The organism is Candidatus Filomicrobium marinum, assembly GCF_000981545.1.
Classification (GTDB): domain Bacteria; phylum Pseudomonadota; class Alphaproteobacteria; order Rhizobiales; family Hyphomicrobiaceae; genus Filomicrobium; species Filomicrobium insigne.
The window spans coordinates 1578589-1600778 of sequence record NZ_LN829119.1 but is presented as its reverse complement, the minus strand read 5'-3'; the positions used below and the strand labels follow the sequence as shown (position 1 = coordinate 1600778).

The following is a 22190-nucleotide window of genomic DNA, read 5'->3' as shown; positions in this document are numbered from 1 at the left end:
TGGCGAGCAGAAGCTGGCTTCCAAAGCCAACGCGCTATAGACGACCCGCTTCGCTGGCCCCTTCGACTAACGCGAAGCGACTATCGACAACGCAACTATCCATGATTTCAGGTTTTGTTCTGCGAGTTTCGCGTCTCTCAGTTCTTTTTGGCTGTGGGCGACGTACGTGTTCCGAAACTCATTTACCGCCGAAATCTTCTCAAAGAGCGCCCGTGATCCTTCAAACCGGAATGTCGTGTTCACTTCTTTGAACACGCCATCAATCTTGGTTGTGTCATTGAGCGCAAAATCGAGGCATGACCGGAGCAGGCCGATGACTGAATGCGGATTGCCATAGACGAGGCCACGCTTCAGATTTTTCGCCATATTGTTCAAGTGACCGAGCTTGCCCTTCTCCATGCTCGGCATATAGGGCTCGAACCAGTCGCGCTGCTCAACCGCTGTTGCAGGCATCGAAGATTGGAGGCGGGTTACGATCATCGCCTTACACGCTTCATCGAAAGACCCAAGCAGGGCTTGGAATACCGGTGCAAAATTCGGTGCTTCGGTTTTTTTCTCAAAGAATCTATACAGCTCCAAGGCATCCGCCGCCGCCTTCCTCGCACGTACCGGCAAGCTGTCGAATACTTCCTTGCCGTAAAATTCCTCAGCGTCATTGTCGGGTCGAGGTCCAAACAGCGGAAGTTCAGGCTGTGTAGTGGCCTCGCTGAGAAGATTTTGAAGCGCCGGGGCACACGCTCGTGCAAGGTCGGCAAACTTGTTCCCTGTCAGTCGCTCCATGACATTCTGAGGTGTGAAGATGTAGTGCCATTTCACCGCCCCTTTGGATGCAGCTTTGCACCATTCGATTGCAGCAGCGGCCTTTCTGGGGACATCGCTGTCCTGCCGTCCCTTGGTTTCAACAACCGCATATTCATCTGTATCCATCCGCACAAAGAAGTCCGGGCGATAAAATGCAAGGCGCTGATCGGCGGTCAGATAGTCGATGCGCAAGGCTTGCGGACCAGCATTCTTCGCGAAGGCCGTAACGTCAGAGCAGTTGTCGAGGAATGAGGTCATCGCTACTTCAAGAGACTGATCGCATGGGACCAGATTGAAAAGCGTGTGCTTTGCCCTCTCGACCGGCTTCCGTTCCGAAAGGGTGGCTTGATAGGGCTTCCAGTTTCGCAACTGCATGCCTAGACCGTCAGCGCGGCGCTTTTCGGTTTTCACAGTTCTGGCGCGGATCAGCGGAATGAATGTCGCCCGAATGTGTTCGCGCACATCTTGATCGGCCAGCCTGCTTTTCAAACGATCGTCGGTCAGCGCCACCTTCTCATTGAACAGGATTTCCGAGAGGAACGTCCCGAGCAGCGGGGCCAAGACCTTGTGTGTCGATTGAACCTTGCAGGCAGCTTCAAGTTCCCGAACATAAAAGGAAATTGCCGTGAGGCCGTTGTGTAGAAGCGGAAGATTGATGTTCATCACCTCAATCACTTCATCTGTGATTAGGTGACGCCCCTCATACTTCACGTCCACTGCTCCCTTGTTACCAAGGGGGAGCGGTGAGTATTTCTCGAAAGCTGCCTTCACGTCTTGAATGGTGAGGCCTTCAAGTTTGGGCTGAATCTCGTGCGCCGCCGAAAGGGCTGGCAGCATGATGTCCAAAGCAGTCAGATCTTTGGTTTCATCAGGGAAGATAGTGACCGTAGTTGCTGGCACTTTCTCAGTGTCCAGCACCTCAATCGGCAAACCTTCCTGCTCAAGCTCTTGCTCGTAGAGGCTAGAGAACGCTGGGTGCTCCACAACGGTCACAAGCTCGTTGGCCTGACCCGGTGGCGTCATGCGCCGTAAGCCTCGGCCAAGGGTCTGTTCCGGCAGGATATTGGCCTTCGAGCTATAGGGGCGCAGCGGGACGATGGTGGTAACGTTGCGAACGTCCCAACCCTCCCGCAACATCAGCACGGAAACAATGCAGCGATAAGGGCTATCCGACCTGTCCAACTCGCGGCTGCTGCGACGAATGGCTTTCAAATCTTCGTCGCTGATGTCTTTTTCGCTCTCTTCGAAGACCTCAATCGTTTGGCCTCCAATATTGCGCTTCTTCACCTTCCCTTTGAGATTGGTGTGAAGGTTGATCGTTTTGCCGTTCAGTTCGGAAAAGAGGCTATCGGCGTTTAGCCTGTCGGTGATCTGGTTCGCGGCCTCTGTATCGGTGCACATGACGAAAAGCAGAGGCTTCTTTCCGCTCTTCTCCCACTCGGCTCGACTGCGCTTCCAGCGTTCATACCCAAGCCGAAGGTGGGCCTCGTACTGGTAAGCGGCGTCGTCATGCGCTTGCTCGACTAGCTCTTTGGTGCGCCCAATGATCGGCGTCTTCACGATCCCCGCGTCAACAGCCTCGCCAAGCGGAGTGTCGCAAACAACATGAGGGAAGATACGCCCCTTGTTGTCCTTGGGGGTTGCGGAGAAATCAAGCTGAGCAACAAGACCGTTGCCTGAACGCTTACGAACAGTCTCATGCAGCCAACGGATGGCTTCGCTCCAAGCCGAACCGGGGTCCCAGACGTGATGGGCCTCGTCATTGAAGACCATGAGACGCGGGTGTGACGTGATGCGATCACGCAGTTCCGCGCCCGTATCCAGAGCTTTAGATTTGGAAACCGCTGGTCCTGCCCAATCATAGGTTTCTGCCTCGGAACGGCTTCCTTTTCGCGGCTCAAAAAGACGGTGAATATTGGTGAGGTAGAGAACCCCACCAGTGCTTGCGCCGCTTGCCTCGTCCTGCAAAACGACCGAGAAATTCCAGTCGCCGCGCCATTCCGGTGGAATGAGCGGATCGGTCATGAATATGTCTGGTCCGCCGCCTTCCGGCCTGAAATCCTCTTTCAGACGCTCAAAGACCGTAAGGTTCGGGGCGATGATGACGAAATGTTTCGCCATCTCCGAGCCGCTTTCACGCAAGGCGTGGAAATAGCTCCAGACAACGGCGAGGCTCATACATTTGGTTTTGCCTGCGCCCGTGGCCAGCTTGAAGGCATAGCGCGCCCACTCGTCATCTTCAGGTTTGATGCCAAGCGCTTCGGTTTCCGCATTCGGCCCGCCATACTCGAAAATGAGAGAGGAGAGCGACGTCAGTCCGCGAATTTCTATGAGATAAATAAAAGTCTCAATGGCTTCGCGCTGGCAGAAATAATAGCGAAAATCGAACTCCTCGCCGTTGCCACCAATCAGCCGATGGGGGCGCTCGAACCAATATCCCAGCAACTCGCGGGTAGTGTCGCTAGCCCCAAAATAATTCAGCTCGCGCCATTCCTTGACGGCAGCGCGGAGCGGATTCACCATCCTGATTGGCGATTGGCGTCGATAGGTCTTTGTTTCTGGCGGCTGTCCCTTCTTGGCGCGCACCCGGTGTTTGTTCGGTTCTTCCCAAGGTGCAAAAAGCGGGTCGAGCGCTGCGGCGTTGATCGAAATGCTGTTGTCTGCGGCGGTCTCGGTCATACTTCGATCTCCACAGTTATGCTGGTATCGCAACCGAACACGTCTACCACCTTGACGCAGGCCGTGTGTTTTCCGGGCTTGTCATAGGCAAATTCGGCATCGCTTACGGTTTTTAGCGAGCGATCTTTCCTCGTGCGGTAATCTTGCCAATGATGGTTGAATGGCTTGTCCGGTCCCCAATCGAAATCGATGGCCCAGAAATCAATAAAGTCAAAGCCGCTGTTCATCGCGCGCTCCTGAAGGGCCTCAAGCTCCTTGGAAGGTACTTCGGTCAAACTAGGCAGGAAATTTGTCAGCTTGATTTCGACAGTGTTTCCCTTCGGCCCCTTGTGGACTACAGGCTGAGCTTCAAGCAGAGCGACTTCAAAGAATGGCGGCACCTCGGTGCGGTTCTTTTCCATGATTTCGCGGGGGATGCGGTGCAACCTGACCTTGACACCCAGTTCGGTTTCGATCCCGGCGATGGCTTGCCGGATGTCCATTTCGAAGTCCCAAGCAAGGCAATGCACTTGCTTTCCGCCAGCAGCTTTTGCCGCCAATGCAACGGCCTTGGCTTCGTCCCGAGTAAAAATGCTGTCGATGCCGTCTACATGGATATAAGCAGTGGCTTTCCGCCCGTGGATTAGCGGCGACGGCGCATTGGATATCGGTTCCGCACGAAAAAAACCCAAAACAATATTTCGATGCTCGTCCTCTGCATCCCGTAGTGCCTCTTGCTGCCACCATTGGCGCTCATACCGCCCGAGGTTAAAAACGTCGAAGGAGCGATAGGGCTTGCCTGCCTCGTGCAATTGGCGCTGCACTCCGATCAATCGCTTGCGCGCGGTGTGAATGGAATAACGGCCGAGGTCTGATCCAATCCAGCGTCTGCCGAGTTGTTCTGCCACCGCCAGAGTCGTACCCGACCCACAAAAGAAGTCCGCAACGAGATCATTCTCTTCAGTTGTCGCAGAAATTATGCGTCCGAGCAGCGTTTCTGGCTTCTGCGTTGCGTATCCCAGATTCTCTGTCTTATCGGCAGGCTGCAACATCGAAAGATACCAGACGCTATCGACACCGCGACTATCGCTCTCTGTGTAAATAACTTTCCCGTCTGCTCCCTTCGCGTTGACGATTTTCCCTTTTTCTTTATCCCAGACTCTTTTGATCTGCTTGGTCGTTCCGTCTCGCTCCTCTCTTTGAGGGAAGTATTTGTGCTTACTTCCATTCTTATACCAGAATATGGTGTCATGGTTTTGCGCGAAATGGCCCACATTCCCCTGCATCTTGTTGTAGTAATGCCAGACAATTTCGTTCACAAAGCGATCGCGGCCAAACACTACGTCCAGTAACATTCGGATCATGTGCGACATATGCCAGTCGCAATGCACAAAGATTGAACCTGTTTCTGAAAGGAGCGAACGCATCAGCGTCAGGCGTTCATAGAGCATTTGAAGATAGCTATCCGCTCCTTTTCCCCACATGTCTCGATAAGCTACAAGCTCAATGAGAGATTGATCTTTTTCGGTCATTTGCGAGCCGTCGCCTATGGCTACGTCCATAGTAAAGTCGGCACCAACATCGAATGGTGGATCAATATAGATTAGATCAACTTTGCCTTGATACTCCTGATGCAGAGAGGCCAGGACCAGTTTGTTGTCGCCCCATATCAACTGATTTCGAAAATCGTCTCTGTAAGCCGTCGAAGCATCAAAGAGCGATTTTTGAGCCGTAGCCTGTGATCTTGGTAAATCAAGGGTCTCAATTCTCTGAAGCGGCATTGAATGTGCCGCCACATCTACCTCTCTACGGTTGCCAAACTCGTCATATTTGCCTTCCCAAATGAGCTCGGAGCGCATTTGTGAAAGAGGATGCGGATTGCTTGGGCCATAGCCGTTCTTGGGTTTGTCGGACATTGGCAAACTCACTCTTTGGGTAGCGCATCGGCGCGGGCTTGGGCCGCCCGAACCGAATCGGGGTCTGCCATTACGATATGTTGTTGTTGGGGGCTTTTCTCATGTTCTTTGTAGTCTAGCCCTAGATAATGCTTGCGGAAGTAGAACAGCAGCGCGAGGCGCATGGGGATTTCGAACTCGCCGTCCTTCATTCCATAGTCTGATGCAATGGCTTTCTGCTGTTCCTCCGAAAGCTTTGGATGCGGCTTCAGTTTCAGATGATAGATTTCATGCCAAGCGCTATCCTTGTCTGCCAGTTTTCCGGGTTCTGCTGTATTTCGCAGGCCCGAAATTCGGGGAAGAAGGAAGTCCCGGTAGGCATGCCGATCGTGGCAATAGGCTCGCGCGTGCCAGCGCATTCCGTCGAAGCAGAAGGCGTGTGGCGTAATCCGTCGCCACTGCGGCTTTGGTTTTTCGCTGTTGAGCGACTGGTAGCGGATTTCCACGGATTGCTCCGTGCGTATGACATTCAAAAGCTTTCGAAGCATCGAGGGATCGATGGCGCGACGCGGCTGTGGGATCGTCGCAAAACCTACTGGTTGTGACACCCAAGAGTCAGTGGCAGTAAACGGGGACGGGTCCGTCGCAACCATCTGCATCAGATAATGGTTCGCATCCGGTACCAGATATTTCGGCTTGAAGTCGTCGCTCGCATAGTACCGCTTTAGACTCTTGTCGTAGAGCATATTGCCCGGCGCGACCTCTTGATAATGACTCAGGTCGTTAGACGCCTGCGGAACCGACACGCCGAAAAAGCCCCTGATATCGGCGCGATTGACGCCGCCTTCCCAGAACAGCCTGAATTCAATGAACTCCAGCCTCTGCTCTATGCCCCATCGCAGGCCGGGTGCAGATGCCTTCATGTCCATCTCCTTCAAATGAGAATAAAAACTATTCGGACCTTGACGCGATCCAATTATCAGAATAGTTACTATACCCATCGACGAGTCGCGGTCAATAGGGCCGGGGCAACGGATTAGGGGAATGAGCAAATGGTGAAGGTCGAATTCAAGCTGAACGGGCGGTCGGTCCGTCCGAGCGACATCGCAAACCAGTTGGAAAAGGCGATGCTCAATCAGGTTCAGGAAGGGATCAAGAAGAGGCTGAAGAGCGTGCGTGATCCCGAAACTGGCGCAGCGCCTACCGTCACTGTGACGGGCCGCTCGCTGGATAACCTCTCTTTCGAGGTTTCCGGGTCTCCGGCTCTGATCGAAGAGGCCAAGCGCCGTCTCGAGTAGGTGGCGGCAAAATCCCAAGGAAAGGAGGTGATTCAAAATGGCAAAGTCAAACAAGGAAGTGACGAGCGCGAAGGCTGCTTCAGCAGCTTCGAAAGTGCTCCGCAACCCGAAGTCCAGCCCAGCTGCAAAGTCGGCAGCGGCGTCGGCCCTCACCCAGCGTCCGAACAAGAAGTAGGACGTGGATAAGGCAATGTGGGGCCGGGTTTGCCCGGCTCCTTCTTTTAGCAATCGGCGGCTCAAGGAGGCCCGAAAATGATCTACGCAATCAACTACGACCTGAAGCGTCCGGGTCAGAACTATGAGGCGCTGTACGAGGCAATCAAGAGCTGTGGCGCTTGGTGGCATTTCCTCGATTCAACGTGGCTGGTGGATACCAATTTGTCGGCCAAGGGGGTCTGGGACCGTCTCGCCCCGCACGTTGACAAGAATGACCTCGTTCTTGTGATCGGTGTCACCCGCGAGTACCAGGGTTGGCTCCCTCAAGAAGCTTGGGATTGGTTGAACAGCCGTTCCTCGAAAATGGCAGCATAGGAGGCAGCTATGCGTGTGCAAGGTGCGGTGATCCGCGAACAGGGGCAGACCTTCGCTGTGGTCGTGGTGAAGCCCCATGTCGTCCAGAATCGGGCTGAAGCTGCCAGTGCTATCAGCAGCTTCATGCCGATCTTCGGTGGCGTTCCCGTTGTTCTAATGGCGCAAGACAGCCGGGGGCGGGCCACCTACTACGGTCGCCCGGACATTTCTCGGTTTATGGCTTCGGTGCCGCTTCGGGCTATCCCTTGGCGCGAATACTCGATCAGCTAGAGGCCGCAGATTCGGAGCATTCCCGTCGAGAACCAGTCGCCACGATTCTGAACACCAAGGCAGCCAAGCTGCTATTGGCCCGCTTTCTCGATGCTGCGGTTTATCGTGTTTCGCAAGAATGACTGGCTCGCGTTTTAGTCTGGGTATGCGCGGGACACTCAAGTCGCCAGCGCACGCCTGCTTTCTTCATGCTCGAAGGCATCCGCGTAGCTCTGCACATCCGTCGCGGAGCAGCCTTCATCGCGTAATGCTTGTTTCCAACTGTTCGTGATCGTCTCGGCCATCCTAAATGCCTGCCGCCTAGCGTCGGATGATGTGAGTTCAAAGAACTCGCATGCCTCCAGTGCGATATCGAGGGATGCGTCGAACGACCCGCCCTGCATGATGCCGGTTTCCAGCACTCTGTGTCGTGACGGTGAGGGATTGATGTCGAAGGCCGGGGATAGCCGCCACCGATCTCCGCCGGCATAGATGAAGCCGTGGTTCTTCAGATGGTCGTCCTTGTTGGAAACGAGGATCGTGAAGACGATCCGTCGCCAGAGTTCGTGCAGATCGTCGGAGGGCTTGCTCGAAATCTGGCGGATCACGTCGGCGATGTCCGTGTAGAACCCACCTTCGTCGCTGTCCCAGTCGAGCGCGGTTCGCGCTGAAATAAACGGGATCCGCGTGTTACCGCGGCGATCGAACCGTCGGATCAACGCGATCGGGCTGTCGCTATCGCGCATCTCGAGTTTTGCTTCGGCGACCCGCAAGCCGCATTTGGCCGCCAGCTTCAGCGTCGCGACCTCCACACGTTCGACCGGCTTGGTGTCCTGGGCGGACGTGAACTTGGCGATCCACAGATGCCCGTCGCCCTCGACGTTGGCCTTCGGACGGGCACCGCCGAGCGATCCGGCGACACCGGCCAGATCGCGGGCTTCTTCCTCTGCGCCGCCGGGATCGCGTTCGAAGCGGTGTGCAAGCGCTCGCAGGCGGTCGAGTTCGACCAGTCGCGGGATTGGCGGGGTCAGGTCGGACAGAGGTTCCATGTCGTCTCCGAGAAAACGCAACGCGCCCTGCCGGGTTCGGTCGTCGGACAGAACCAAATAGTCGAACTCGCTGAGACCGCCGCCGAGGGCTTTGGTCATGAGCGCGCGTCCCCAGGAATCCGGCGCGGAATCGGAAAAACATCCGGGCAGCGCCGAACGGCGGTCACCGCGGCCCGCGCTGAAATGGCCGCCCTCGCGCAGAGGCAGGCCGGGAGAGAGCGCGAAGCGGTCGGGCGCCGCTAGCCACTCGGGGGCATACTCAAATTGCGAATGCTGGCGGCGGCCGTCGGTCTCGAACCGCAACCGCCCGATAATCCGCTTGCCTTCGCCAAGGGCGACGATCGCTTCGGGCATCAGAAACCGACCCCTTCATCATCGTCGCTATCCGGAAGAGCGGTCTTTTCGGCTGATCCAGCGGTCTTGGCCCCTCGCTTCCGGTCGATCCGCTTGGGCAGTGCCTCTCTGTCGAGCAGCAGTCCGGTATCGTCGGACCCCGGATCGAGGAACTCCGAAATCCGTCCGATCTCGCCGAGCACCAGGCAGGCCATCGCCAGCGTGCCAATACTGACGCCATCGTCCCCCTTCTCTAGGCGGCTGATGGTACTCTCGGACACACCGACCCGTTCGGCGAAACCCTGCACGGAGATGCGCCGCTTCAAACGGGCCGTCTTGATGTTCGCGCCCAGAGCCTCAAGGGCTCGCCGCGCGTTCAGGGAACTTACCTTAGCCGCCATATCTGATGTCCATTTAGCATTTAATCGTCAAATATGACGGCTAGCAGAGCGTTCGAGTAAATGCAACTGCTGGGCGCGGGAGGGATACGGATCTGATCGGTCGGTAGAGAAACGGGTGTTCAGTCTTCGAAAAGGACATCCAGCGTGGCATTCTTCGTTGCCGACAGGACATAGGCGAAATGCCGAGCCCTCGTCAGCGAGACCTGCAGCAGTCTCCGTGTTTCCATGTAGGGCGGTTCCTGATCTCTTCCCCGAAATGTCCTGTGCTGGTCCTCGACAAGAAGGACGGCATCGTATTCCCGGCCCTTGAGCTGATGCATCGTCATGACGCTAATGCTCGAGACTTCGCGATGGCTGTCCGTCATCTGATCTAGAAGGATCGCATTGTCCAACGCGGCTTCGGCGCCAGCGTAGGTTCCAGCCTCCTTCCACAATTCCGCCAGTTGATCCTCGATTGCCGAGCCACGCCTCAGCAGTCGGAGATAACGAGCATGATCTCCTGTACGTTTCAATTCGTCCGCGTCAGCCCGCTCCAGGGCTCGGCGGACCAGGAGCCAGTCGTCGGTCGGTGAGCCTGAAAATCCGGCGGCGTCGATCGCATCAAATGCGGCCGTCAGCGCGGTGACGCATTTTGTGCTCGGCACCTTTCCGTGGCGACACTTCTCCGCCCAACCCAACAAGCGATCGGATGTCTTGATCGCCGTCTTCTTTCCAGAGGACCGGAAAACGGCACTGATCCGTTCCAGCGCTCCGGCCAGCCTTTCATCTCGCGGGTTTTGCTGCGAAGCCAGCAGATAGGCAATCACCCGCGATGCAAGGGTGATCTGCATCTGATCGAACATCACATCATGCGGAACGGGCCCGTGCTCCTTCACGCCCAGCGTGAGTTTTTGTGCCAACGCATCCGAGATCAGCCGCACCATCGTCCGGCTGCGAGCAGCCACCGCCACCGTGATGTCGCGATGTCCCGTTCTCTTCACGGTCTCGTTCCACGTCTTGATGAGCCCGGCGCGAAGGCCAATCGCAAACTGGCCAGGCCGAAATCGCTTGAATGCAATGTCATCGGGCAGCACAAGATGGACGTCTGGAGACAAGAGACCGCGGGCGTATCCGGCAATGCCCGTTGCCGGGCTGCGATTGTTCTCGTTCTGAAAATCATAGGTATCCGCGCCCAACGTTTCCGCAAACTCATTCAGACGTTTGGGGCTGACACCCTTGCGCCAGGCGTAGATCCGCTGCTCGGTATCACCGAGAGCGATGATCTCGGAGTTCTTCGACAATGCCCGAACCAGTCTCCATTGATCCTCATCGGTATCCTGGAACTCATCGACCAGGATCAACGGATGCGCCGAGCAAAAACAATCGCGAACGACCGCAGACCTTTCAAGAATATCAGCGGCGCGCGGCGCAAACTGGTCGTAGGTGGCGCGGCCATCTTCCTGAAACAGCCGATCTTCCTCGGCGAGCCACTCGTCATCTTCCAGCCCTGCTCGAATGACCGCGGCGTCCTGCGCCGCGACGATCCCAAGCGTTCGCTGTGATGACAGCAGATAGCCATGAGACTGCAGGATGTCCCATGCGAATGAATGGTAGGTCTTTATTTCCACCTGGCGGCCGACGTCGCGCGTCAGGACGCTCCCCGCACTTTCCAGAATGCGCCGGATCGCAGCATTGGAAAAGCTGAGAAAGAGGACCGACTGTGCCGGCTGCAGGCGCTCGAGGACCATGCGTCTGGCCTTCAGGAGAGCGATGGTCGTCTTGCCAGACCCGGGACCGCCCAACACCAGCATGTGACCCGCATCACCCAGAATGGCACGGCGTTTATCGCAGAGGTCGAAGCGGTCTTCCGGGTTTGTCATGTCTCGTCGTCGGGCGCTTCTGGATCACCATCATCGTCGTCATCATCATCGCCTTCACCGGCGGAAAGCTCGTTGGGAAGATCCTCGCTGATGCGCTCCAAGGCTTCGACGACGATGGCCGGCAAATCCGCTTCCGTACAAAGTTCGACCAGCCGCTGCGCGTAGCCGGCACCCTTCCGGGACTTGAGCACCCTCTTGCAGAGTGCCTGTACGGCTTCGTCATCCGCATCGGGGTCGTACTCGAACAGGCTCGCGTTCTTCGCGTTGTACGGATAGTCGTCCCAGTCCGAAGCTTCGATGAGGAATGTGCGGATGACGTCGACCGTTATCTCGTCGGCAAGCAGATACTCGATCCCCGTCTGCTCCAACTCCCAGGCCGCATCGAAGACCTCGACTATCTCCTCGCTGATCGCTTCATTCTTCTGTCGGTCGTAGAAGGCGTAGGTCTTCAGGCCCAAGCCAGAGAAGAACTCGCCGTACCGCAACAGCCCGCCATCCCCCTCGCACTGCACCACCGTGACGCCCGACAGATCGAGCGGCGTGTACGTACCCTCAGCACTGTGCTCTTCGAGAATGGCGGAAGCGGAGTAGATCGCTTCGCCGTCGGAAACGCCCTCGACGCAGAGCACGCCATTGCCGAGCATGGCTTCGGCGAGGACGCGGCGAAGATTTCCCCTATAGGCCTTGGCCTTGATGCCAGTGACTTCGATCCGGCGGCCTGCGACCTTCCCGCCACTGCCCCTCTCCAGGAGGATGACGTTTTCCGGGTCGTATTGCTCAAGCACGAACGGGGAATGGGTCGTGAGGATCGACTGATCCATTTCCCTTTGAAGGAATTGGACAATGCGGCGCTGCGTATGCGGAGGGATCGCGATCTCCGGTTCCTCCATCGCGAATATCACGTTGGACTTGAGGTCCGCGATGAACGTCAGGAGCGAGAACACCATGGAATTGATGACGCCCGACCCCAGACGCCAATACGGAACAGGAATGTTCGAGCGCTCCGAGGAACCGAACAGCGTAATCGAGCGACGCAGGCTCTCTCGTGTCAACGCGGACGGATACAGGCGGAAGGTACGATCATCATCGGAAAGACCCACGAACCGACGCACGCGCCTGTCGACTTCGTCCAGGATCGCTCTGAGCTGGGGTATGGCGTCAATCGCTGGATCCAGATCCTCCATTGCCCCAAGCGTCTGCTCCCACATGGCGGAGCGATCATCGTCCTTGAGCTTCAAGATGATGTCGAGCAGGGAGCCGCGTTCCAGGCTGAGCGCTCTGGAGCCGGTCCTCAGCGCGCGAAGATAGATGAACCCGAACTGACGTTTTGCGGGACGCGTGACCTTGGCGCGTCGGGTTTCGTCGTCCGGCGGCGGACTGGCGAAGTAGGTCTCCGCACGGAACTCGTCCTCCTCAATGTCGTATGCGCCCTCGAACCTGATCCGAAGCGCTGGCACGACGTCGTCGGCCTCGACATCTTCCGGCGTTGCTGTCTCATCCAGCAGCGTGTTCGTGGTCGTGTTCCAGTATTCGCGGTGGGTTCGGAACTTGGTAAGCACGTCAGCGGTAAGATCGGTCAATACCACTTCCAATTCGATGACGATGGGATCACCATCGTCATCGAGGTAGCGGCGCTCGAAGAAGTCATGCTCGTCGATAGGTGATGCCCGCGACAAGCGATCCGGACCGAGCAGCAGATCCAGGGCTTCGCACATCGTCGATTTCCCGACGCTGTTCCCGCCAATGATGACCGTGTGACCCGGGAAGATCACCTCACCGTCGGCGACGCTTCGGAAGTTCGACAGTCTCAGTCGGCGGATTCTCATTATCCGTTTCCCCCCACTCCCGCATTCCAAGGTTCCGCAAGGCACGGGTTCCGTGCGTCTCAAGGAGGTCCAGGACTCGTGCTGAGATCGAGCTGGACCACCGATATTTGTTCTCTCACCTTGCCATCCACCGTGTGAGGTTATGTATCACACAAACAAAATACAAACCGGACTTCCGGCTGACTGAAGACCTCGACAAGTTTCGTGATGAAACCTCTGCACTTGTCGGCAAAAGCATAGCAAAGGTCACAGCAAGTCGAGGCATGGCACGACGTGATCCGAGCACCAAGCCAAGGAGGGGAAGGCCTTCCCCTGCGGCCGAGCCTGTAGTCTCGCCCGACCCCTTCTAGCGGGGGTTCCCCCGCAACACCCCCTTTAGAGTGAGAGTACGGACGGGTTTTCCGTGACGGGATGAGGACCGGAGGAGAGGCCTCCGGCGCCCGTCGCGGAGTCCCGCGATGTCCAGACTGAACCGCAAATCCGGCGCCAGGCGCGACCGGTCCAATCTCTATGCTGAGATCACCGACAAGATCATCACCGAGCTGGAGGCCGGGCGCGTGCCCTGGGTTCAGCCATGGGGTACGGCGGCGGCGAAAGCGCCCCTTGGCCTTCCGAAGAACGCCTCCACCGATCGTCGGTATTCCGGCATCAACGTCTTGCTGCTCTGGGGAGCCGTCATCGAACGCGGCTTTTCCGGCCAGAGCTGGCTGACCTTCCGTCAGGCGCTGTCGCTCGGCGGCAATGTCCGCAAGGGTGAACGCGGCACTACCGTCGTCTATGCCGACCGCTTCGTGCCGGAGGACGAAAAGCGCCGTGCGCGCGAGACCGGCGAGGACGCGCAGGCAATCCCGTTCCTGAAGCGCTTCACCGTCTTCAACACCGATCAGTGCGAAAACCTGCCCGAGGATGTGACGACCGCAGCGCCGCCGGTGCCGAAGGGTTTGATAGAACCGCGCGTCGAAGCCCTGATCGAAGCCTCCGGCATCGACTTCCACATCGGCGGCAACCGAGCCTTCTATGTGCCGGCGCATGACTATGTGCAGGTGCCGCCGCCGCAGGCCTATTTCGAGCCGATAAACTGGCATCGCACGGCACTCCACGAACTCGGTCACGCCAGCGGTGCGCCCCACCGGCTTAACCGTGATCTCTCCGGCTCCTTCGGATCGAAGAAATACGCCTTCGAAGAACTCATCGCCGAGATCAACGCCGCCTTCTGCTGCGCCTCGCTCGGCATCGAGCCAACGGTCCGGCATGCCGATTACGTCGGATCCTGGCTGGAGGTGCTGCGCGAGGACGATCGCGCCATCGTCCGCGCCGCAAGCCAGGCGAGCAAGGCCGCCGACTGGCTTCTGGCCTTCCTGCCTGAAGACGAGCAGCGGCGGTGCGATGAGGAAGAACTCTCTCTCGAAAGGAGGGTGGCATGATCCTCCTGACCGACGATCAGCGCGATCTCTTGCTCGCCAATGGTCGACAGCGCGATGTCGATCACGTGCCGGTGGTCAAGTTCTTCAATCCGCTGGGCGAAGGCGTCTGGCTCGCGACCGAGCTCGACGCGGACGGCGATACGCTCTTCGGCCTCGCCGATATCGGCTATCCCGAGATGGGCTGTTTCTCGCTCGAGGAACTGACCTCCATCCGCCTGCCGTTCGGCATGGGGATCGAGCGCGACCTCCTCTTCACCGGCGATTTCCCGATCTCGGTCTGGGCGCAAGCCGCCCGCGAGGCCGGGAGCATCCGCGCGGCCGAACGCATCCTCTATCGCACGGCGCAGCCTCGTCGCGATGGCAGTGACGCCCTTCCGTCCTGACATCCGCAAAGGCGGGGATGCGCCTCTCCGCAACTCCGGCAGACGGCGCCGTCCTCAGAGGAAGAGGGCGGCGCTTCGCTTCGTGACGGGTTGGAGGCTGAGAGAGAGGCTCTCGGCCGCCCGTCGCGGAGTAAATCCCCATGGCTACTGCTGCAAAGAAGATCGCCCTGTCGTCCTCACGCGACATCCCCTTCAACAAGCTTGTGCTCAGCCAGTCGAACGTCCGGCGCGTCAAGGCCGGCGTTTCGATCGAGGAGCTGGCGGCGGACATAGCCCGGCGCGGGCTGCTGCAAGGGCTGAGCGTGCGGGCCGTTGTCGACGAAACCGGCGCCGAGACCGACATGTTCGAAATCCCCGCCGGCGGCCGCCGCTATCGCGCCCTCGAACTCTTGGTGAAGCAGAAGCGCCTCGCCAAGACGGCGCCGGTGCCCTGCGTGATCCGCGAGGGCGGCATCGCCGAGGAGGACTCGCTGGCCGAGAACGTCCAGCGCGCGCCGCTGCATCCGCTCGACCAGTTCCGCGCCTTCCTCGCGCTTCGCGAAAAGGGCCAGTCCGAGGAGGAGATCGCCGCCGCTTTCTTCGTCTCGGTCAACGTGGTCAAGCAGCGGCTGAAGCTCGCGTCGGTGTCGCCGGCTCTGCTCGACGCCTATGCCGAGGACGGCATGACGCTCGACCAGCTCATGGCCTTCACCGTTTCGGGCGACCACGAGCGCCAGGAACAGGTGTTCGAGCGTCTGAAGGCGTCTTACGACAAGCAGCCCTACGTCATCCGCCGCATGCTGACCGAGGGCGCGGTGCGCGCGTCCGACAAGCGCGCCGAGTTCATCGGCGTCGATGCCTACATCGAGGCCGGCGGCACCATGCTTCGCGACCTGTTCCAGGGCGACGACGGCGGATGGCTCCAGGACGTGGCGCTGGTCGACGAGATGGTCGCGACCAAGCTGAAGGTAGAATCCGAGGCGATCGCTGCGGAAGGCTGGAAGTGGATCGAGGTCGCACCGGACTTCGCCTACGGCCATACTTTCGGCCTTCGTCAGCTACGCGGCGAGCCCGTGCCGCTCACGGCCGAGGAGCAATCCACGCACGACGCCCTGCAGGCCGAATACGATCGGCTGCTCGCGGAGAACGAAGACGCCGACGAGCTGCCGGACGATGTCGATGAACGGCTCGGCGAGCTGGAGACGGCGCTCGAGGCCATCGCGGAGCGGCCAATGTCGTTCGATCCCGACGAGATCGGCCAGGCCGGCGCGTTCGTGAGCATCGCGCCCGATGGGCGGCTGCGCGTCGAGCGCGGCTATGTTCGCCTGGAGGACGATCGCGGCCAGGGCCCTGGCGTCGTCGCCGCCAATGACGGCGAGGGGGATCCTGAGACCGAGGCTGAAACCTCCGCGTCGGAGCCCGAGGACGAAGGGCTGTCGCCAATCTCCGACCGGCTGATGACGGAGCTGACCGCTCATCGCACGCTCGGCTTGCGGCACGCGCTCGGCGAGCAGCCGCAGATCGCCTTCCACGCGGCGCTCCACGCGCTGACGCTCAAGGCCTTCTATCACTATGGCTCGGACAGTTGCCTGGAGCTCGACCTGAAAAGCGTCGGCTTCGGTACCCAGGCGCCGGGGCTGAACGACAGCGCCTCGGCCGAGGCGATCCGCGTCCGGCACGAGACCTGGGCGAAGGCGCTGCCGAAGGAGTCCGCCGACCTCTGGGACGCGCTCCAGGAGTGGGACGGCGACAGCCAGGCGATGCTTTTCGCCCATGTCGTCAGCCTGTCGGTCAACGCCATGCACGAGGCCTGGAACCGGCGGCCGCGCGCGCTCGCCCACGCAGACCGGCTGGCGCAAGCTGTCGAGCTCGACATGGCTGCGGCGGGATGGCGGCCGACGATGGATACGTTCCTCGGCCGCGTCACCAAGGCCCGCATTCGGAGGGCAGAGGTGTTGTAGAAGGGTTGCTTACACTTCCGCCGGACGAACGGCTCTGGGTTCACGCCAGCGGCACTCTTTGCGGCAAACTCCTTCAGCACTGCCTCCTTGGTCGGCGCGAGCACACAGTCCAGCCGCCGCAAGACGGTGAATGGCAGGATCACTTTGCCGTAGTCTGCCTGCCCATAGTCGCCGCGAAGCAGGTCCGCCACGGACCAGATGAAGGATGAGATGGTTTGCTGGTTCAACGTGTGTCCCCCGAAATCCGTGCCGAGACTAAATCCGACAGGGTAGCTTTTGGCAACCTTGCAGGGGCGGCATCGGCGCTCCGGTCCCCAAAAACACAGAGTCTCGCCCGGTTGCCCTAGCATTTCTCCCGATGTTGAAAGAGGACTGCTATACCGCTTCGGCGAGCTTAAGCGCGTTGTAAACGCTGGACCGCTTGAGCCCGACTTGGTTTGCTATCTCAGGAACGCTCAGCCCTTCGTCGCGAAGCCTCTTGACCAACTTGGCGGTCTGTTCCGTCACCTTAGGCTTCCGACCAAACTTAACCCCACGCTTCTGAGCGTCTTCGATCCCTGCCGCTTGGCGCTCTCGAATCAATTCACGCTCCAGTTCGGCTACTCCCGCCAACACCGTCAGCATGAACCTGCCGTACTTGTCGCCTGTATTGAGCTGCGGCTGGTCGAGGAAGCGCACGGATACCCCCTTCTCGGTAAGGCCGTGCAAGAGGTTAAAGAGGTGGCGCGAGCTTCTGGCGATCCGGTCAGCCTTCGTGACGATCAGCGTGTCGCCTTCTCTGACGTACTCAAGACAGGCTTTCAGCCTGGGCCTGTCGGCATCGGCACCGGAATGCTTTTCCTCGAAAATCTTCTCTGCTCCCGCCGCACGAACAGCTTCGCGCTGCGCACTCAGGTTCTGTCCCGTCGAGCTAACTCGGATGTATGCAACGAACTTTCCCATGACGTCTCGTCCAAATTTATCTAGATGTTCATGGACTGATATTTATGGACGAGTTTTTGGATGTCAACTGAATAATCCAAAAAAGTACACAATTATGAACACAGCTAGTCGAAGGAACACTAGCCTGCTACGCCGTTCCAGAACTACGTAGCGCAACTACTGCAGGCACCGCGTACAATGGGAGTCCCTCTATTCATCACTTCCCTCTAAATCACTGAAATTCAACATGCCGTCATCGTATCGCAAGAGGAACGGAAACCTTTGGCGAAACACATTCATGCTTGCTTCTAATGCTGCCTTTTCATTTAGCAATGCAAACATATCTTCGTTTGCCCTAGAGACCTTGTCCTCATCGCCTCGCTCTAAATAGCGCTTTCGAGCATGATTTTTACCAACTATCCTTTGTTGGGTTCTCTTCATGGTTTCTTGGAGAGACCGATAATCCTTGAGGACGAGATGTTCATGCAAAGCTCGCTGAACTGAATCGCTGGCGTTTCTCGGCATTTCGCTTTCAGATTCGTCCTCAACGTCCTGCACAGCTTCGACGACAGTTTCCTCCAAACCAAATTCCGCCAGGAACTCAGAAAAGCGAAGCAGGTGAACGTTCTGGCCTGTAGCAGCTCTGTACTCCTCTACCAGCTCATAACGCGGGAAAAGAGCACCGCCATTTGAATGCGTCCACCAATCCGTCTTTTGGTCCATCGTGACGAACACTAAATCCTTGTTGCGTTCGCGTCCCACCTGCAAAAGAGTCTTCCAGATTATGAGGTCTCCGATACCCCCATCAGGCTTCGATGCATCCTTATATCCCGGCGGAATATGATTGTCGGAGCGGAACTTCCCCTCTTTCACTATGGCGTTCCTAGTCTCTGACGCTAACTCTACAATCGTGCCAGGAAGCACTCGCCGGTAAACATCCCAAACTGGATCGGTCGTGCTCCAACCTCGGATGGTGTCAGCTACTTTCCGCAACGAGGCCAGGAGCTCTTTCTGCTTGTCTTCAATCTGCTCAGATATTTTGAGAGATTTTTCGTAGTCGGGTAAGTTCCGTAGAAATGCATATTTGGTGCCCATTGGACTGGACTGACGACTCATTTGGTCGTGAACCGTCTTCAGAAGTTCACCTATTTTGGCATTTCTATTCCTTGCAAACTCCCTCGTAACTTGGGCAGGAATTACAAGCCTTCCTTCCCGAGCCAATCGGTCGTACGTGTCCGCAATCTGCGTTAATGGATGCTCGCTTAATCCGTAGGGCGCTAAGAGAACATTTGTGTCGAGAGCAACCAAGCAGTCAGTCTTAGAGTCGCCAATTGGCTTATGACTTGCCGCAAAAATCGCATTAGCGTCTGGAAAACAGGTTGTAAGAGGAGACTCTTCTGACACCACCCAGCCCCATATGTTGTGGAGAAGATTATCCGCATTCGTACCGTGAAGCCTGGATGGATCGCAATACCGGCCAACCGGCATTTTTCTCCACTTGAGTAAGCTCTCTATTTTTCCACCGCTACACCGGAGCAAACCACTAGGATTGGGGCATGGCAGCTTTGGGCGAAGCATGAACACGCTAAAATGTTGAGCAAATAGACCGGCACGGGGGGTATTCACGCCTAGGGGAGGTAATCGAAATCCGACTTCGGGCAACCGCACCAAAACATTTGAGACCCGGTGCTAAGCGCATAATTCACCGGGTCTCGTCGGATAGACTTATCGTCAACTCGTCAGACAGTTCACCGCACCTCTGCGCTCGTCAGTTGCGACAACCATCCGTCGTAGTAGTCCGTGCGGGTTAGAAGGGGAGGTCCGCCTCTTCATCGGCATCCTCCTGCGCTTGTTGCAGCGCCGCTTTTATCGCATCCCGCGTCGTCACCCCCGCCGCATATGCCTTGCTCAGCATCCGGGTAACGTCCACGGGAGTTGTTCCCAGCGCCGCCGCCGCATCTTTCTGGGTCGTGAACTCTCCGCCCAGGATACGCTGCACCAGCTGTAGGACTTCGGGGCTAACGACCGTGTCAAAGTGCCATTGGTTATCGGAAAAGGCGACATCGAATGTTTTGTTCGCGTCCTCAGAGAGCATCCGTAGCTTGACGAAGTCCAGAATGAACGCGGCCCCGACCTTGTCAAAGGACGGGCTTTTGTTTGGCCTGAGCCGAACGAGCGAATCAAACATCACCGGGATTTTTGAAGACCCATGATAGGTCTCGCCGCCCTTGTTTGCATGATGCACGACAAGAACAGCCGCGCCTGTGCTTCTGATCCGCTGTAGGAGCTTTAAAAAGGGGTCCCAAGCCTCTGACGCGTTGTTGTCATCCACGGTAGCCAGGGTGCTCAGATTATCGAGCACGACCAGATCGGGTCGCACATCCCGCACGATCTGCACTATGCCTTCGATGTCGTCAGGATCGCCAAAGTCGGGCATTGTTCCATCTTCGGGCTGATCGTGGCGGGCATAAAGAAGGACGTTCTGCTCTATCGCGTCCCTGTCGCCGCTTGCGGCTGCCTCGACAATGGAGTGAAAGCGACTCTTGAGGTCCGCCGCGTCCATCTCACCGTCGATGTACAGCACCTTTCGAGGCTCTGGTGCCGACCAGTGCCCATAGGTACCGCCGCTCGCCACGGCAGCGGTAACACCCATAGCAAACCAGCTTTTGCCTATGCCAGTTGGAGCGAAGACCATCGAGAAGCCGCGCTCTAAGAGCCACGGTCCGCAAAGACTTCGTCGGGGTTCGATTGTGTCGTCGCTTAGCAGATCGCCTAGAGACCTAATGCGCGGGCTTCGCGGTGTTACCGTCTGCCGCTGCTGCTTGTTATTTGTAGGGGTAGTCTTGGTTGAAGATGTATTTGAAGGTTGGGTCATAAACTCTGGTTAGGGGTTATGCGGCTTCTTGAATGAGTGAAATTTGCTTGAAATCCACCACTCAGAACCTCATCTTAACATGTTGCTTTTGCTGTGTTTTTCAAGTTTCGCTTCCTATAAGAGAATGAAATTTGAAATCTTTGTCTTAGGGAGAAGGGTGAACCTTCCCTTCGACTTTCTATCTAGTGGGGGCAGTATTTCCCTCAGAGCGAATGCCAAGATAGCTCGCTTCCGCTCAATGACTGTTGAGGGGACGAACGGCTCCTGAGAGCTGCTTACCTAAGGGGGGCAGTAATTCGCTCAGAAGGATCGTGAAGGCTCTGCGCCGAAGATGGCTATGCCGCTTCCTGGAAGCGTTCGCGAACGACAGCCGACAGCACGATCTTTCCGAAAGGGTGCATTAATTGCCGCCGGTCATCCGAATAGGGGCATTAATTGCCTCGCCACACGGAGAGCGAGATAACCAAGCCGTCTATAAGCAGCGGTTGGCCTAATAACACTTCCTTCTTATCCCCTCGTAACATCCGGGGGATCGTTCACCTCTCTTGAAACTGGCCCACAGGAGTGCTACACATCGCGTCTAAGCGATCAGATTTTATCTTGATTATTCAATGTCTTGTGACGCGATCTTGTCAGTCCTCTCCTGGGCACCAGCACTTTCTTCAGGGTCTGCAACGCCGTACGATTTTAGCATCATTGAGAAATCGGTCGCCCCACTGCTACACAATGGTGCTGCTAATGGCCCGGCCAACGAGCGTTCAGGCCCATCCAGTTATCAGTTCAGAAAGCGTGTTCCAGCTGCCGTTTGAAGATCAATCGGAGCCCGCGCATTGCTCTACTGCCTCCGTCTTCAAAGAGTAGCGACGATCCTATACTCGCGCCTGTCACTCTCAACGATGAGGTACACTGGAGAGACCGCGGTAGGGATCTTGCGGAGGGCTCGGCGTAGCACGCTGTCCGCCCAACAGGGAATGACCTCAAGCGGCTTCGGATAGAACGGCTTCGGTCAACAAGCTCGACCAGCTGCTCGGCTCGATCACCACGTTACGGGCAAAATTTCAGCCCTGCCCCTTCGCGCCCATCTCGCCTTGAACGGCAAGCGAACTCCAAATTCTATCGACGCCTGAGGTCTTTTGATCGTTTGGCTGACGCGCCTAACAGCCTCGGTCAGCCAGATGACTCGTGATTTCGGGCGTTCGGCGACGAGCCGCAACGAGATCAAACTCGCCGCAGCACAAGCCAGCATCCCTGAGTTCAAATTAAGAACCGGTAGCCCTCGAGAGCGAGAAGGAATCTCTTTGCATCGAGACCGCCCGCAAAGCCGGTCAATGAGCCGTCGGAGCCGATGGCTCTATGGCACGGCGTAATGATCGACACAGGATTTTTGCCGATGGCTGCACCGACAGCGCGCGACGCTTTGGGACTGCCAATAATTTTCGCGAGGTCCGCGTATGTTTGTGTTTCTCCGAATGGGATACCTTGAAGTGCACCCCAAACTTTTTTCTGAAAATCAGTACCAACCAGATCGAGCGGAACGGAAAACGCTGTCCGTTTCCCGTTAAAATATTCGGTCAGCTCAGTCTCTGCTTGTAACAGGAGTGGATGATCAACACGCCGGGACAGCTCTCCAAGCTTGACCCGATTAGGATCGTCGTTCTCCCAAAGGACCGCAGCCAAGCCATCATCGCGTGCGACCAGCTTGAGCTGTCCGACAGGCGAACCCATAATCTTGTAAGCGCAGCCCATG

At 57.5% G+C, this 22190-nt stretch carries 17 protein-coding genes and 2 pseudogenes; 7 read left to right on the top strand and 12 right to left on the bottom strand.

The window, feature by feature from the left end; translation table 11 throughout:
* Nucleotides 1-66: 66 nt before the first annotated feature.
* From YBN1229_RS07670 to YBN1229_RS07660, 3 genes are read right to left on the bottom strand one after another with little or no spacing between them, the layout of a single operon-like run.
* Complete coding sequence (locus tag YBN1229_RS07670; protein WP_046477829.1) at nucleotides 67-3480, bottom strand: DEAD/DEAH box helicase family protein; 3414 nt, start codon at nucleotides 3478-3480, stop codon at nucleotides 67-69.
* Nucleotides 3477-5375 carry a site-specific DNA-methyltransferase gene (locus YBN1229_RS07665; protein ID WP_046477827.1) on the bottom strand — a complete coding sequence of 633 codons (1899 nt, stop codon included), beginning with the start codon at nucleotides 5373-5375 and terminating at the stop codon, nucleotides 3477-3479. The genes YBN1229_RS07670 and YBN1229_RS07665 overlap by 4 nt, the downstream gene beginning before the upstream one ends.
* A gap of 8 nt (nucleotides 5376-5383) precedes the next feature.
* Nucleotides 5384-6277, bottom strand: a complete 894-nt coding sequence (locus tag YBN1229_RS07660; protein ID WP_046477825.1) for a helix-turn-helix transcriptional regulator — start codon at nucleotides 6275-6277, stop codon at nucleotides 5384-5386.
* 129 nt (nucleotides 6278-6406) lie between these two features.
* On the opposite strand from YBN1229_RS07660, the gene YBN1229_RS07655 reads away from it, so the two are divergent.
* From YBN1229_RS07655 to YBN1229_RS07645, 4 genes are all read left to right on the top strand, one after another.
* Nucleotides 6407-6652 (top strand): hypothetical protein, encoded by a 246-nt coding sequence (locus tag YBN1229_RS07655; protein ID WP_046477823.1) that lies wholly within the window; start codon nucleotides 6407-6409, stop codon nucleotides 6650-6652.
* A 37-nt stretch (nucleotides 6653-6689) separates the two neighbouring features.
* Nucleotides 6690-6827: a hypothetical protein gene (locus YBN1229_RS18990; protein ID WP_172655229.1), complete on the top strand. Its 138-nt coding sequence runs from the start codon at nucleotides 6690-6692 to the stop codon at nucleotides 6825-6827.
* Between the two features lie 77 nt (nucleotides 6828-6904).
* A complete protein-coding gene (locus tag YBN1229_RS07650; RefSeq protein ID WP_046477821.1) occupies nucleotides 6905-7183 on the top strand; it encodes a hypothetical protein in 279 nt (92 codons plus the stop codon).
* A gap of 9 nt (nucleotides 7184-7192) precedes the next feature.
* Nucleotides 7193-7453: a hypothetical protein gene (locus tag YBN1229_RS07645; RefSeq protein WP_046477819.1), complete on the top strand. Its 261-nt coding sequence runs from the start codon at nucleotides 7193-7195 to the stop codon at nucleotides 7451-7453.
* A 158-nt stretch (nucleotides 7454-7611) separates the two neighbouring features.
* Here YBN1229_RS07645 and YBN1229_RS07640 read toward each other — a convergent pair whose 3' ends face one another.
* The 4 genes from YBN1229_RS07640 to YBN1229_RS07625 all read right to left on the bottom strand — a co-directional run bounded on the left by YBN1229_RS07640 (nucleotide 7612) and on the right by YBN1229_RS07625 (nucleotide 12900).
* The gene (locus tag YBN1229_RS07640) at nucleotides 7612-8835 is read right to left on the bottom strand and encodes a type II toxin-antitoxin system HipA family toxin (protein WP_046477817.1); all 1224 of its coding nucleotides are present in this window, start codon (nucleotides 8833-8835) and stop codon (nucleotides 7612-7614) included.
* Nucleotides 8835-9215: a helix-turn-helix domain-containing protein gene (locus YBN1229_RS07635; protein ID WP_046477813.1), complete on the bottom strand. Its 381-nt coding sequence runs from the start codon at nucleotides 9213-9215 to the stop codon at nucleotides 8835-8837. The genes YBN1229_RS07640 and YBN1229_RS07635 overlap by 1 nt, the downstream gene beginning before the upstream one ends.
* A gap of 119 nt (nucleotides 9216-9334) precedes the next feature.
* Nucleotides 9335-11074 carry a UvrD-helicase domain-containing protein gene (locus tag YBN1229_RS07630; RefSeq protein WP_046477810.1) on the bottom strand — a complete coding sequence of 580 codons (1740 nt, stop codon included), beginning with the start codon at nucleotides 11072-11074 and terminating at the stop codon, nucleotides 9335-9337.
* A complete protein-coding gene (locus tag YBN1229_RS07625) occupies nucleotides 11071-12900 on the bottom strand; it encodes an ATP-dependent nuclease (RefSeq protein ID WP_046477808.1) in 1830 nt (609 codons plus the stop codon). Before YBN1229_RS07625 ends, YBN1229_RS07630 begins: the two co-directional genes overlap by 4 nt.
* 458 nt (nucleotides 12901-13358) lie before the next feature.
* Here YBN1229_RS07625 and YBN1229_RS07620 point away from each other — a divergent pair, with 458 nt between their 5' ends.
* From YBN1229_RS07620 to YBN1229_RS07610, 3 genes and pseudogenes are all read left to right on the top strand, one after another.
* Nucleotides 13359-14324: an ArdC family protein gene (locus YBN1229_RS07620; RefSeq protein ID WP_046477805.1), complete on the top strand. Its 966-nt coding sequence runs from the start codon at nucleotides 13359-13361 to the stop codon at nucleotides 14322-14324.
* Nucleotides 14321-14707, top strand: coding sequence for a DUF2958 domain-containing protein (locus tag YBN1229_RS07615; protein WP_046477803.1), 387 nt, complete (start codon nucleotides 14321-14323; stop codon nucleotides 14705-14707). The genes YBN1229_RS07620 and YBN1229_RS07615 overlap by 4 nt, the downstream gene beginning before the upstream one ends.
* A 140-nt stretch (nucleotides 14708-14847) precedes the next feature.
* Nucleotides 14848-16635 (top strand): annotated as a pseudogene (locus tag YBN1229_RS07610) (ParB/RepB/Spo0J family partition protein); the annotation flags it as partial.
* A 32-nt stretch (nucleotides 16636-16667) separates the two neighbouring features.
* Here the strand turns inward: YBN1229_RS07610 and YBN1229_RS19120 are convergent.
* The 5 genes and pseudogenes from YBN1229_RS19120 to YBN1229_RS07580 all read right to left on the bottom strand — a co-directional run.
* Nucleotides 16668-16997: pseudogene (locus YBN1229_RS19120) on the bottom strand (type I restriction-modification system subunit M N-terminal domain-containing protein); the annotation flags it as partial.
* Nucleotides 16998-17022: 25 nt separating this feature from the next.
* Nucleotides 17023-17589, bottom strand: coding sequence for a recombinase family protein (locus tag YBN1229_RS07600; RefSeq protein WP_046477800.1), 567 nt, complete (start codon nucleotides 17587-17589; stop codon nucleotides 17023-17025).
* A 189-nt stretch (nucleotides 17590-17778) separates the two neighbouring features.
* A complete protein-coding gene (locus YBN1229_RS07595) occupies nucleotides 17779-18972 on the bottom strand; it encodes a PIN domain-containing protein (protein WP_152024965.1) in 1194 nt (397 codons plus the stop codon).
* Between the two features lie 403 nt (nucleotides 18973-19375).
* Complete coding sequence (locus tag YBN1229_RS07590; RefSeq protein WP_076605296.1) at nucleotides 19376-20443, bottom strand: AAA family ATPase; 1068 nt, start codon at nucleotides 20441-20443, stop codon at nucleotides 19376-19378.
* A gap of 1254 nt (nucleotides 20444-21697) precedes the next feature.
* Nucleotides 21698-22168 (bottom strand): methylated-DNA--[protein]-cysteine S-methyltransferase, encoded by a 471-nt coding sequence (locus YBN1229_RS07580; protein ID WP_244465038.1) that lies wholly within the window; start codon nucleotides 22166-22168, stop codon nucleotides 21698-21700.
* Nucleotides 22169-22190: the final 22 nt, after the last annotated feature.